Source organism: Micromonospora sp. B9E7 (assembly GCF_039871815.1).
GTDB lineage: Bacteria > Actinomycetota > Actinomycetes > Mycobacteriales > Micromonosporaceae > Micromonospora.
Window position 1 is genome coordinate 1 of sequence record NZ_JBDPLX010000040.1, and the last position, 11,939, is coordinate 11,939.

General features: G+C 67.3%; 14 protein-coding genes. 5 read left to right on the top strand and 9 right to left on the bottom strand.

Annotated features, from left to right (window positions below; genetic code table 11):
• Positions 1–573 precede the first annotated feature (573 nt).
• Positions 574–1,176 (bottom strand): TetR/AcrR family transcriptional regulator, encoded by a 603-nt coding sequence (locus tag ABGB10_RS32905; protein ID WP_347664873.1) that lies wholly within the window; start codon positions 1,174–1,176, stop codon positions 574–576.
• A gap of 66 nt (positions 1,177–1,242) precedes the next feature.
• Here ABGB10_RS32905 and ABGB10_RS32910 point away from each other — a divergent pair, with 66 nt between their 5' ends.
• On the top strand, positions 1,243–1,941 hold the full coding sequence (locus tag ABGB10_RS32910) for an alpha/beta hydrolase (RefSeq protein WP_347664874.1): 699 nt from the start codon (positions 1,243–1,245) through the stop codon (positions 1,939–1,941).
• A 372-nt stretch (positions 1,942–2,313) separates the two neighbouring features.
• On the opposite strand, the gene ABGB10_RS32915 is transcribed toward ABGB10_RS32910, so the two are convergent.
• Entirely contained in the window at positions 2,314–2,436 is a 123-nt protein-coding gene (locus tag ABGB10_RS32915) for a hypothetical protein (protein ID WP_347664875.1), read from the bottom strand.
• Positions 2,437–2,489: 53 nt separating this feature from the next.
• Between ABGB10_RS32915 and ABGB10_RS32920 the strand changes: the two genes are divergently transcribed.
• Entirely contained in the window at positions 2,490–2,762 is a 273-nt protein-coding gene (locus tag ABGB10_RS32920; protein WP_347664876.1) for a hypothetical protein, read from the top strand.
• On the opposite strand, the gene ABGB10_RS32925 is transcribed toward ABGB10_RS32920, so the two are convergent.
• The 3 genes from ABGB10_RS32925 to ABGB10_RS32935 all read right to left on the bottom strand — a co-directional run bounded on the left by ABGB10_RS32925 (position 2,733) and on the right by ABGB10_RS32935 (position 6,513).
• Positions 2,733–4,277: a caspase family protein gene (locus ABGB10_RS32925; protein ID WP_347664877.1), complete on the bottom strand. Its 1,545-nt coding sequence runs from the start codon at positions 4,275–4,277 to the stop codon at positions 2,733–2,735. The two genes, ABGB10_RS32920 and ABGB10_RS32925, sit on opposite strands and share 30 nt — an antisense overlap.
• A 4-nt stretch (positions 4,278–4,281) precedes the next feature.
• Positions 4,282–4,653 carry a hypothetical protein gene (locus tag ABGB10_RS32930; RefSeq protein ID WP_347664878.1) on the bottom strand — a complete coding sequence of 124 codons (372 nt, stop codon included), beginning with the start codon at positions 4,651–4,653 and terminating at the stop codon, positions 4,282–4,284.
• 1,308 nt (positions 4,654–5,961) lie between these two features.
• Positions 5,962–6,513, bottom strand: a complete 552-nt coding sequence (locus ABGB10_RS32935; RefSeq protein WP_347664879.1) for a hypothetical protein — start codon at positions 6,511–6,513, stop codon at positions 5,962–5,964.
• A gap of 220 nt (positions 6,514–6,733) precedes the next feature.
• Here ABGB10_RS32935 and ABGB10_RS32940 point away from each other — a divergent pair, with 220 nt between their 5' ends.
• Positions 6,734–7,795, top strand: coding sequence for a hypothetical protein (locus tag ABGB10_RS32940; RefSeq protein ID WP_347664880.1), 1,062 nt, complete (start codon positions 6,734–6,736; stop codon positions 7,793–7,795).
• 341 nt (positions 7,796–8,136) lie between these two features.
• On the opposite strand, the gene uppS is transcribed toward ABGB10_RS32940, so the two are convergent.
• The gene (gene uppS / locus ABGB10_RS32945) at positions 8,137–8,919 is read right to left on the bottom strand and encodes a polyprenyl diphosphate synthase (protein WP_347664885.1); all 783 of its coding nucleotides are present in this window, start codon (positions 8,917–8,919) and stop codon (positions 8,137–8,139) included.
• 621 nt (positions 8,920–9,540) lie between these two features.
• A complete protein-coding gene (locus tag ABGB10_RS32950; protein WP_146754545.1) occupies positions 9,541–9,750 on the bottom strand; it encodes a hypothetical protein in 210 nt (69 codons plus the stop codon).
• A 125-nt stretch (positions 9,751–9,875) separates the two neighbouring features.
• On the opposite strand from ABGB10_RS32950, the gene ABGB10_RS32955 reads away from it, so the two are divergent.
• Positions 9,876–10,412 carry a GNAT family N-acetyltransferase gene (locus ABGB10_RS32955; protein WP_347664881.1) on the top strand — a complete coding sequence of 179 codons (537 nt, stop codon included), beginning with the start codon at positions 9,876–9,878 and terminating at the stop codon, positions 10,410–10,412.
• Here the strand turns inward: ABGB10_RS32955 and ABGB10_RS32960 are convergent.
• On the bottom strand, positions 10,396–10,530 hold the full coding sequence (locus tag ABGB10_RS32960) for a hypothetical protein (protein WP_347664882.1): 135 nt from the start codon (positions 10,528–10,530) through the stop codon (positions 10,396–10,398). The genes ABGB10_RS32955 and ABGB10_RS32960 overlap by 17 nt on opposite strands.
• Positions 10,531–10,549: 19 nt before the next feature.
• Between ABGB10_RS32960 and ABGB10_RS32965 the strand changes: the two genes are divergently transcribed.
• On the top strand, positions 10,550–10,912 hold the full coding sequence (locus tag ABGB10_RS32965; protein ID WP_347664883.1) for a VOC family protein: 363 nt from the start codon (positions 10,550–10,552) through the stop codon (positions 10,910–10,912).
• Positions 10,913–11,161: 249 nt separating this feature from the next.
• Here ABGB10_RS32965 and ABGB10_RS32970 read toward each other — a convergent pair whose 3' ends face one another.
• Positions 11,162–11,644: a hypothetical protein gene (locus tag ABGB10_RS32970; RefSeq protein ID WP_347664884.1), complete on the bottom strand. Its 483-nt coding sequence runs from the start codon at positions 11,642–11,644 to the stop codon at positions 11,162–11,164.
• Positions 11,645–11,939: the final 295 nt, after the last annotated feature.

The window sequence follows — 11,939 nt, forward strand, 5'->3', positions numbered from 1 at the left end:
ACCGGCAGGAGGCATGCCATGTGAGAGCCACACCAAATCGCGGTGGGCAGCCGATGAGAGAGCCACCCCGCCGGTCACCTCGACCAAGCCTGGCCGGGCTGCGGTCGTAGCACCAGTAGATAAGTAGTCGATGAGCGGATGTACCCGACGCGCTTTGAGCCGTTGCGCGAAGCCGTCGAATCCGAGGGCCGTCCAGCTCGCCGGTCTCGTAGGTGCTGTCATCGACCTGCTCGACTGCTACCCGCCGATCGCCGGTCGCCCGGGCCGGCCACGGCACCGCTTCGACGTCCTGCTGGCCGACAAGGGTTACAGCACCAAGCCTTCCGTCAGGCCTGCCGCGAACGCGGCACCGAACCGATCATCCCCAAGCCCAAGACGCCGGGCATCAAGGGCCTGGGCAAGCTGCGCTACGTCGTCGAACAGACCTTCGCCCTGCTACACCAGTTCCGCCGCCTCGCCGTGCGCTGGGAACGCCGTCTTGACATCCACGACAGCCTCGTCAGCCTCGCCTGCGTTCTGATCTGCTGGCGCAGATTGATCAACTGGACCAAACCGAGATCGTGTTAGGAGCAGTTAGACCGAGTGTGAGCGATTCAGTCGTCCGCGTATGTCGCCCTTGCCGGCGGTCGTCAGGAGGGCGAGCGCGTCTAGGAAATCGTCGAAGGCGCGATCGGCTCGTGGCGTGTCGCCGGTGGCCTCGACGTCCATGATGAGGCCGCGGATGACGGCCAGCACTAGGGTGGCGAGTTCGGGGCGGCCGACGGTACGCATGCCGTCCTCGAGGGGCTGGAGCCAGTCGGTGGTGGCCTCGCGCCGGAAATTCGGCCACAACTGCTGTTCAGCGTCCTGGCGGAGCTTGCCGAACATGCTGAGGTAGGGGCGGCTCTCGGGGCCGGTCATGGCCTGCCACGTGCGCCGCAGCGTGCTCAGGTAAGGCTCGCCCGGCTTGGGGGACAACAGGTCGCCGTAGAACTCGTGCTGAAGCTGCCGCGCCCGGCGCAGGGTCTCGCGCAGCAGCGCGTCGCGCGTCCCGAAGTGGTAGATCAGCATGCGGGTCGAGCAGCCCGTCGCCTTCACCAACGGTTCGAGACGGTCGGGCAGGCCGTGGGCGAGCGCGTGACCGACGCAGGCGTCGAGGATACGGTCGCGGATCTCGGGTTGTTTGTGACGTCCCACCGCCACACTTTTTCACGTAACTGGCGGTACGTCTAACGTTGAACTCAGCCGGAGAAGGAGGCAGAGATGCGAGTGGTATTCGTGCACGGTGCGTGTGTCCGGGACGGCGCTTGGTGGTGGCACCCGACCGCCGAAGCACTGCGCGAGCGGGGCATCAGCAGTGTCGCGCCGGCGTTGCCGAGCTGCGGTGAGGGCGACCGGCCCGCCGGTTCGAACGGTCCCGGCCTGCCGGAGGACGTCGCGGCGGTGCGGGCGGTGCTGGCTGCGGGCGATGAGCCGACGGTGGTCGTGGGACACAGCTATGGCGGGATCGTCGCGGCCGAGGCCGCGGTGGGCGTCGCATCGGTGCGGCACATGGTCTTTGTGTCGAGCTATCTGCCCGAGCCGGGCGAGTCGCTGTCGACCTTCGGCGCTCCGGAACCGCCGCCGTTTCTCGACTTCGACCTTGAGGGCGGCACGTTCGGCGCGGTACCGCAGTTGTTCGCCGAGATCTTCATGCAGGGCTGCCCGCCGGACATCGTCCGCGAGGGTGCGGCTCGCCTGATCCGGCAGACGATTGCCGTCACCCAGCAGCCCGTGCGGCAGGTGGCGTGGCGCGACCTGCCGACAACGTATGTGGTGTGCGCCGACGATCGCGGCACTCCAGCATCGGGGCAGCGCGAGTTCTCCCGCCGCGCCGGCAAGGTCGTCGAACTGCCTACGGGCCACCATCCGTTCCTGTCCGACCCGCAGGCCGTCGCCGACATCCTGACCGGGCTCTCATGACCACGCCGCCGGAGCTGGTGCGGCGCATGTACGACGCCTACAACCGGCGGGATGCCGACGGCCTGCTCGCCCTGCTGACCAACGACGTCGACTGGCCGGACGGCGATGCCAGGCTGCACGGATCGACCCTCTCAAAATCCTGGTCGACGGTCACGACGCCATCGACCCGTTGCGCGCCGTCATCCGGGAGCGGGCCCGATCCTGGGCCACCACGATCGTCAGCGGCGACGACCGGGCCGCCGCCAGCGTGGTCATGCGCGCGATCTCCACCCTCTACCCGGGGGAGTCATCCATTGTCGCGGCCTTGTCGAGCGCCAACGACCGGGCGAGACTGACCGACCGTCCGGCGGCGTCGTGGTCGCCGAGGGCGTGCTACACGGCGGCATGCCGGAAGAGCATCTCCTCTGCGGTGACCGCAGCGAGTCGCCATCCGGCTTCGCGCAGATGCTCCGCCGCTGTCGGCATGTTCAACATGTCGACAGCGCTCTGAGACACTGTCCACACCGGCCATCGACCGCGCGTCGACCAGCATCAGCATCATCCAGCAGATGTTGGCCGCGATCGGCACCGCCATGCTCTCGGTGATCCTGTTCCACGAGGTGAACACCCGCCCGTCGGCGGCCCCGGCCGACGCCTACGGCTCGACGATCCGGCGGGCGCTCGTGCTGCTTACGCTGTCCCTGAGCCCGGCGCGGCTGCGGCTGCGGCTCGTCCGAAACATGCTGATGGCTCAGTGCGGGCGCCGCGGCGTTCGCCCCGGCCGCACTCACGCTCCCGGCCGACCGGCCCGGTCAGCGACCGGGTGGTGGCTCGTCGAATAGGACGGACCACTGCCGTTCGAAGTACTGCCTGATCGAGTGCCTGTAGGCGTTGACGTACTGCTGCGCTGCTGCGCGGCCGCGGCCCCGCTCGGGCAGGTCGGGCGTGACGTGCGGGCCCGAGCTGCGCAGATCCTGGAGGGTCTGGCTGAGGGACTTGCGGTACCGCCGGATCAGGTCGCGCAGGTTCGTCACCTCGGCGCTCTCCCAGAGGGTCGGGGTTCCGCACTCGTAGCGATCCGAGTTCAGGACCGTAAGCTGACGCTCAAGGTATTCGTTGAACCGCAGGTCGTGCTGATCGAGGTGGGCGCCGAGCATGACTAGCTCGGCGCCGTCACCCTCCAGCTTGCCGGGCTGCTGGGCGATCAGGTCGAGGTCTCGGAACTCGCGTTCAAGGAAGGCACGGACCCGGGTGCGGTACTCACGCTCGAACTGCTTCATGTCCTCGACGACCTTCTGCAGGTCCGGGGTCGTGCCGGCCGTCATGTCCGCCGCGGTGCCCGCCCCGGCCGGGACCGCCGTTAATTTGGCCTCGGCCAGCGCGCTCGCCGCGGCGGCGGCCACCCGAGGGACCCCGTCGTCGCAGAGACCGGTGAGGACACGCCGGGCCTCCGCCGCGACGGACGAGTCCGGGCCGACCATCAGGTCGGTCAGTTCGGTGACGGCGCCGATCCGGCCGGCCGGCTCCGTGTGCGAGACGAGGTCGAGCAGCCCTGGGCTCAGCACCGAGGGCACCTGCTGTCGCATCCGGCTGCGGGCCACATAGAACCCGCCCTGCACGCCGAACTCCCACTTGGACGGTGTCTGGTCGGCCGTGCGCTGCCGCACCTGGTCGTAGACGTACTCGTACATCTCGCCGATCGAGATGAACCCGTCACGGTCCCGGTCCGCCTCCCCGGTCCGGATGCCGTGCACGAGGGCGTTAGTGAAGATCGAGGGCCGCGGGGCACTGCCGTCCACCAGCTGCTCACCCTCGAAGGCGTATTCGGTCGCGGTCGACGCGGTGATGATGGCGCGGCCCCGGCCCTGCTCTAGGTGGCCCATCGGGAACTGGTCGACGACGTCGACCGCGCTGACTCGGGCGGTGCGCGCGATCATGCCGCGTTCGAAGGCGCCGCCGAAGCAGCAGTCCAGCAGCAGGACCACGCTGCCGGCCCGGCTGCGGCGCATCTGACGGCTCACCCAGGCCGCTTCGATCCCGGTTGATGCGAGGCGGCGGTTGGTCGTGTTGGAAGCCGCGAGCATCAGCTCACCGTTCGCGTCCTTGATCCCGTGGCACGAGAAGTGCAGCAGGACCAGGTCGTCGCGGCCACGCTCGGCCAGCAGGTCGTCGATTCGCTCCCGGGTCTCGGCGTAGGTCGCGTTATGTAGCACCGACACCTCGAACCCACCCAACCCGGGATCGCTCAGCACGTCGGCCAGTGCTTCCGCGTCGGCGGAGGGCGCGGCGAGCCGGCCGAGGTTCGGATCGTCGTAACGATCAACCGCCACGATCAGGGCCAGCCGTCGGCGTTGCACGCGCTCAGCCCTGCGAGACAGCCTTGATGAACTCGTCGACCAGGCGTTCCTGCTGCTCGGAGGTCGCGGCGGTCAGGCGGATGGTGTGGTCGCCGACCGTCATCTCTACCTCGTTGCCACGCGGTCTGGACCCGGCCCACGCCCGAATCAGACCGACCACACTGTTGATCAGGTCGGCGGACTGCTGCAACGCGACCAACAGGGCGCCGACGGCGGCCACGTCGACGGCCCGGGCGCCCGGCGGAATCTCGCCGGCGCCGACCGGCCGTACCTCGTCGACGTCGAGATCCAGCAGCTCCTGACGCAGGCGAACGGTGGACTCCTCCACGTCGGCCGGGTCGTCGTTGGCCGCGCGGATCGTAATCAGCATTTCCACCGTTGCTCAGCCTCCAGACAGATCGTTTGCCATAATGCCCGAACGGTCGCCTGCCCACAGTGTCGGGAAGTCGTCAATCCCACCGAGGGGCGGCGCCGGCCGGCGGATTCACGGTGCTGATCAGGTTCGGAGATAGAGCACCTAGCCTGAGTGCGATGCCGCACCTCCAGAGGGCCGGCGAGAGCGCCCTGCTCCAGATGACCGGCCGCCGCCCGCCGCACCGTGATGTCGCTGCTGATTCTGGCGGTGGTGCTGACCGGGCTCGGCATGGTGCTGCTCTGGCCGACCGGTGCCGACCGGCCGGCCGACGCCGGCGGATCGATCGAGGTGATCGGGTGAAGGGATCGATCGTGGAGGCGGTAGAGCCGCAGATCTGCGGGAGGCAGCGCCGGTGCCAACCAAGGCACTGGGCCGGCAGCTCGCGATCGGTCGGCGGTCGGCGGTCGGCGCGAGCCCGGTTTAGGGGGAGCAGGTTGGGAGCAGCGGGGTGCCCTGAACGGCCTTGAACTGCGTCCAACGGCATCGAACGGTGTTCAACTGCACCCACCCCTGTCTGCGGCTCCACGTTCTCGCAGGTCAGCGTCGGTGCGGCGTCCCGGTTCCCGCGGAGTGCTCAGCGGTTCTGCGACGTAGTCGACAACGCTCTATGTCGCCTGATAGGGGAGTGTGCGCAGGTCAAGGCGGTAAGGAGCCGTTGGTTGGCCTGACCTTGCACCTGGGAGCAGATTGGGTGCAGATTGGCGAAGTGGTCTCCGCGACCGAAGTGCTCACCGACGCCGGACAGAGGCGAGGGCTTTGACCTGCGGTGATGCGGTGGAGCGGTGCGGCGTGACCTCCCAGTGGACACCGAAGAGGTCAAGCCTCCAGCCTCCCGACTGGCTGGTGCCGGCTGTTGAACTGGGGCCTGCCGGTGCCAATCACGAGGCCAGCCCGCATCGATGCACGGCTCTGGCTGTCGTCGCGGTGGCGTCGGTACGGATCCCGCGAGCTGAGACCCAGATCCCACTGGCGAACCTCTGAGCAGGGCTTCCTTAACGGTGACCTCTTCGGCGAACCCGAAGGCGTCAGCGCTGGCACCCCATCGAGGCGGTTGGGCGGCGTCCGCGTGTAGTCGATGACAGGATGCCGGAGCCGGCGTGGCGCCGAACCAAGCCGCCGACTCAGTCCTGCGGTCACCCATCGACTGGCCTCACCGACCTATGGGGCGATGCCACACAGCAGCTTCGCGAGTCTGGGCACCTGCATTGCCCGGTCACGCTGCCCGTGGCCGGGCAGGCCGGCCCCCTCAAGATGGCCGGCCTCCCCGCGTCACGCCGCCGCTCGGCTCATCGCGGCACTGGCCAGCCCGTTCAACGTGGTCAGGTCGGCCGCCCCCAAGTACGAGTCCGACATCATGACCACCACCACGTAATGGCCGACCGCGGTGGCGACATAGCCGACGTAGCGGTCGCCCTCGTCGTAGGTGCCGAGGAACAGCACCGTGTCCGGCCCGAGGTGGTCCTCGGCGACCGGGTCGAAGCCCTCCTCGTCGCCGCCCGCCCCGCACCGGGCGAGCTGCGCCTTCAGTTCGGTGATGTACGCGTGTGCCCCATCGCCGCGGTACCGGGCGACGTTCTCGTAGATCCGAAATCGGGTACCGAGATCGGCTGCCTGCGTGCGGTTCACGACCGGCTGCGGCACCGGCGTGTCCGCGCACGGCTGGGGTAGCAGCGACGACACCAGCCCGTCCTCCACCGGCCCCGGCACGGTTCCGCCGAGATCGTCCGGTTGCAACATGACCCGGTCAGGGATCCCCCGTGGCCGCTGCTGCGCCGCCGCCGGCCCGTTCGCCGACACCAGCCCCAGGATCACGGCCGTCATCACCATCAGTGTCCTTCGCATACGAACCATCCTCTACATCGCTGGCAAACGATGGACGGGCGAGCGTACCCAGCTCTCCCTAGGTACACGTACTCCCCACCGGGGTGGGAACCTGGTGCCGGGCCGTAGAAGTTCATCGGTCTGACGTTGCACCCGGGGGCGCACGTGCGTGCGGTGTCGCTCCTGCGACGGACGGGCCGACCGTCCCGAGGGTCTGCGCGTGCCCAACCTCGGCGGGGACGGCTCGGACAACCCGCACATGTCCCCCGAACTCGGCCAGAGCCACCTCTCTCGAGGGTCGACCGGGTGTTACATGCTGTCTGTTATGTGGTCACCGGACGATCACCGCTCCCCATCGAGGACCCGACGCGACGAGCGGGGACGGGTCATCGTGGACTCCTGGACCGACCCTCTCGCTGTGGCGTTCCTAGCCGAATTCTGCTCGCTCATTCTGCTGTTGCTGGCGAGTCTGACTCTCTCCGGACGTGCCGCGTCGGTAGTGACCGGCGTGCTGGCGGTGGTTGTCTACTGGGCCTTGCCCTACGCCTATCTCGGACGGGAGCACTCCGTTCGTGAGGACAGAAGTCTCCTGGAGCAGGTACGGATACATGACGCGTTGAGCGTCGGGGACGTTCCGACCCACCCTTGGTGGTGGAAGGAGGGCGGCAAGCCCGGCCGACCGCTGATCCGCCTAGCCGTGCTGGCGACAGTGCCGGTCAGTATCGCGTCCGTGGCCTTCCACGGCTGGGTGATCAGCACGGCTACGACGATCCTTCCGGACCACTATTCGTATCTCCCCGTCGAGGACGGCGACCTGCCTACGCTGCTGTGGGGCGTGGGTTGGCTTGCGTCCTTCGGCGTATTGTTTTGGGCCCGTTCGACACGACGCAGAGCCTTCCGGGCCGCCGTTGACGCCCTGGTCGAGCGGGAGAACCTCGACCCCCACCTGTCGGAACGGGACCACCTCCACCGGGAGACGACGGAGTTGAACCGCCAGCGAGCGGAGCTCGCCAGCATCCTGAAGAGCCTGCGAGAGACCAACGACGCAGCGCGTTCCGAAGGGGTGCCCCCGGGCCTCAGAATCACCCTGGATCGCCTTGTGCGGCTGACCGAAACGACGCTCAGCAGCACCGACGTAATGTTGAAACGAGACCAGGAGACCACCGAGCGAGCTGATGCCGAGAGGCGGCAGAGCATCCGCCGTGAGCGTTGGATGCTCGTCATCGGAGTCCTCGCCGGTCTGCTCCTCGCCATCCTGAGCCACCAGGTGGGGCTTACCTGAGGCGCGTGATCACTTCGGTCAGCTCCAGCCGTATGTGAGGTCATGGTAGGCACGGCCTGCCGCAGCTTCTCGCCTAGATCAACTCTTCAGCGATAATTTTCGCTGGTAGTTGCGGCCGCCCCATCGGCGCGGTACCGGTGATGGCGCGGCCCCTCGCTGACCTAACGGCGATGACCTAACGGCGATCATGGCCCGGATCTCGCTCGACGCTGTCGTGGGGCGACTGCCGTGGGCGGATGAGTCGATCACTACGGGGCACATGACCGACGAAGCTGCGCAGCCTGCGCCGCCGCGAATTGTGGACAGCGTCGAGCCGGTCATCGCTGGCTATGTGGAGCTGGTCACGCTCCGAATCGTCGGCTGCGGGCCGAGTAGGAGCGCAGGGCGCGGAGGAAGTCAATTTTTCGGAAGCCTGGCCAGTACACGTCGCAGAAGTACAGCTCGGAGTAGGCGGCCTGCCAGAGCAGGAACCCGGACATGCGGCGTTCTCCGCTGGTACGGATGACGAGATCAGGGTCGGGCTGACCGCCGGTGTACAGGTGCGCCGCGAGATCGTCGGCGGTTAGCCGCTGCGCGACGTCTTCCAGTGTGGCGCCCGCCTGTGCTTCCTGTTCGAGGAGAGAACGGACTGCGCTGACGATCTCCTCGCGGCCGTCGTAGCCGATGGCGACCGTGAGGTGGAAGTCGGCACCGCGTTCACGTGTGGCGTCTTCCGCGAGTTTCAGTGCGTGTCGTGTCGAGTCGGGTAGGACGTCGGCGCGGCCGGCCAAATGGAGCTGCCAGGGGTTGGACGGACGGAGGAGCGGCTCCGCGACGACCTCCTCGATCATCCGCATCAGGTTCTCGACCTCTTCGGATGCCCGCTTACGCATGTTGTCGACAGAGGCGACGAACAGAGTGACGTGATGAATGCCCATATCGGCGCACCAGGCCAGTACCTCGTGGATGTGCTCTGCGCCGTACCGGTGGCCGACTCCGGGGTCATTGAAGCCCGCCTGCCTGGCCCACCGGCGGTTCCCGTCCATGGCCATGGCTACGTGCCGTGGCAGCGACTTACCGCCGAGCTGCGTGCGGAGGCGGTGCGCGTAAAGCCGGTAGGCGGCACGGCGTAGGGGCTGCATCATGATCAAATGAAACCACCTCATCGACGCTGGCGTTGGCCCGGCTGCTCATTCATCAGACGACTCCCAGCGGGCTGAGTAGCCACCGAAGTAGCCAAGGCGGGGGCCCGGCCAGAACACCCCGTACTTCGGCGACACCGCTAAGCAGTGCCGGGCGAGGCTGAGGTACGTCTGGCCAATCCTGGCAGCGTGGGGCACACAGGGGGCACAAGACACTGTCAAACGTCGTCAGCCAGCGACCAACGATGGCAGCCTGAGACGCCCCGTGAGCAGGTGCCGAGGACCATTCCCGCTGGTGGCGGCGTAGCGGCTCCAAATTCCGCTTCAACTCAACCGGGCACGTTGGCTGGCAGGCCAGCTGCTGTCAGTGCAGGAACGTCAAGAGGCTTCCCGCAGGATCCAAGGGCTGCGGCGGAGTTTCGAACCGGAGCACGACGACAGAGAATCGAACGTCGTCCGGAGCGTGGAATGCCTGCTCCACGAAGCCGCCATCCCGAAGCCACTCCCGTACTGCTGGTGTCAGGTCCGAGCCCCGCCGCGCCCTGGTCCAGATCACGGTGGTGCCCTCAGCACACAGCCGGGGCAGCGCGGTGTGGGCGCTCATCTAATTGGCCTGGGTTCGGCTCATGGAATTGACCTGGTCTCCGGGCAGGAGTGCCACGGGTTGGTGGTGGCGGGTTGTTGCCACTCGTCGATGTCGTCGGGCCAGGGTGCGGGACGGCCGTCGTCATCCCAGAAGCCGGTTTCGATGTTGTCTCTGAAGAGAGCGGTATTACGTGCGGCGCGTTCTTCGGGGTCGGGGATGGCAGGGTCATCGTTGATGTGGGAGTTCATGGTGCGGTCTCCGGGGGCACGGGTAGGGCAGCTGGGCGTGGCCGCAGACGTCGATCTGGTCCTAACGTCGTGGCCCCGGAGCTTTGATCGAGTTGGGGCGTTGGACGTTCTGCTAGCGTGCGCGGATGCAAGATCTTGGATCTGTGGCTTGGCCGCCTGAGCCGATCAAGACTGAGAGGCTCGTGCTTCGTGAGACCGAGGCCCGGGACCGTTCGGCGTTCATCGAGCTGCTTGCCTCGCCAGAGGTGCATACCTATCTCGGCGGTCCGCGCCCGCGCGACGTGCTTGAGCGCGAACTGCCCGAGGTGCCCGAGCAGTGGCCGGGAAGTTTCGTCGTCGATCTCGACGGAATGATGATCGGCCAGATCCTGCTCAGGAGACCGGCCAAGCACCGCCCGTCTGCTATGGGGAAGGTCGATCTCGGTTACCTGTTTCTGCCGCGGGCGTGGGGACTCGGGTATGCCGTCGAGGCGTGCGCGGCGGCACTCGGCTGGCTTGACCATGTCCTTCCCGGTGAGCCGGTGGTGCTCGCCACCCAGACCGCCAACGTCGGCTCGATGCGCCTCGCGGCGAAGCTGGGGTTTACCGAGGTAGAAAGGTTCCATGCCTGGGACGCCGACCAGTGGCTCGGCATGCGGTCCCCGGTCACGCCGTCCAGTTGAGTTGCACCGGAACCGCCGGGGGTACCGGCTCGTCCGCCTGTGTCGCCAGCAACTCGGCCAGCGGCGGCGTCCGCTCATAGCCGAGATGAGTGCGCCCCAGTGGGAGCGGGCTGCACATCGTCGCTATGGTCGGTGTCGTGGAGACACTGGGCCGACTTGCCGGAGTCACGGTCGACTGCCGGGATCCGCAGCGACTGGCTGACTTCTGGTCCGTGGTGCTTGGAGGACGCGTGGCGGAGTCTCTTCCCGGCTGGCGGCGCGTCACTGTCGCCGGGGGCGGCCCGGTGCTGACATTCCAGCCGGTACCGGAGCCCAAGGCCGGCAAGACGCGACTACACCTCGACATCGCCGTTACCGACGTAGACGAAGCGGTCGATCGGATCGGGATGTTGGGCGGGCGGTGGACAGGTGAACGGCATGACTACCAAGAGGGCGCAGTCCTCGTCATGACCGACCCGGAGGACAACGAGTTCTGCGTCGTGCAGCACTACCGGGTGTGATCTGGTTAGGCTTTCGACCGAGCATCCGAGACTGCTGATGGCGTCGTACGCACCGTCGTCGTTGCACACTGATCACAAGCGGCCGCGAGAGTGTGGAGCCGTCGACACACTCTTCTGCCGCGGACCGTGGGCGTAGGTAGACGACGAGCCGTCACTCGGTGTTCGGCGCTCCTGGCGTAGGCATCCTCCGTCAATGGGAGGATGACCTGGCTGGTTGAGTCGGCGACCTTTTGACACGAGCGGTAGGGCTCAGGTTTTGGGTGCCACCCGGACGACGCTCGCTCCGCTCACGGTTCCCCCATCCTGACGGACGGAAGTGACCAGGTTGTAGTAACCGGGCTGCGCGTCCGTGCCGATTGAGATGACGCTGACTGGCCGTTCGTCTGCCGCGCCGGATGGCCGCACCGGCGGAGCCTCGAACGTCGTCTCTCCCGGGGCGGGCTGAGTTCCGCCCCTCGAGGCGTTCTTCAGGTCGCCGACACTTGAATAGGGGCCGGTCAGACGCGCGGCGAGCTCAACCTGCGGGGGTTTCGCGGCGGGGTCGGTCCCCATTTCGACGTTCCAGTGAACCGCCACGTGCTGGCCGGGCTGGTAGATCGTGTCGACGTCCTTGCTATCGCAACACGTGTACGTCGTCGGGAGGCTTGCCGTGGTTGTGGACGGCTCGGGGCCACAACCCGATAGGACCGGTGAGACCAGGCAGGCAAAGGCCATCAGCCGCCACGCTCTCATGAGCATGATCGTAGCTCCGAGGAGAGGGTTGCGGGTGAGCGGGCTGAAGTCCGCCGCGCGGCCGCCTTCTGAGACACCGATCCCACGGGCAACGTCCTGAGCAGGCCCAACAGGCTGGTGACCTCCTTGGCGGACCCGAAGGCGTCAGCGTTGGCGCTCTCTGGAGGGGGTAGGGCGGCGTCCGCTCATGGCACCCCTCTGTGTCAAGAGACGGCGAGGAGTGGTGTTCTAGGCTGGGGTTTGGCGGGTCCGGGAAGTGACTGTTCTGAAGTGTCGACCTTGGGGGTTGGGTCGG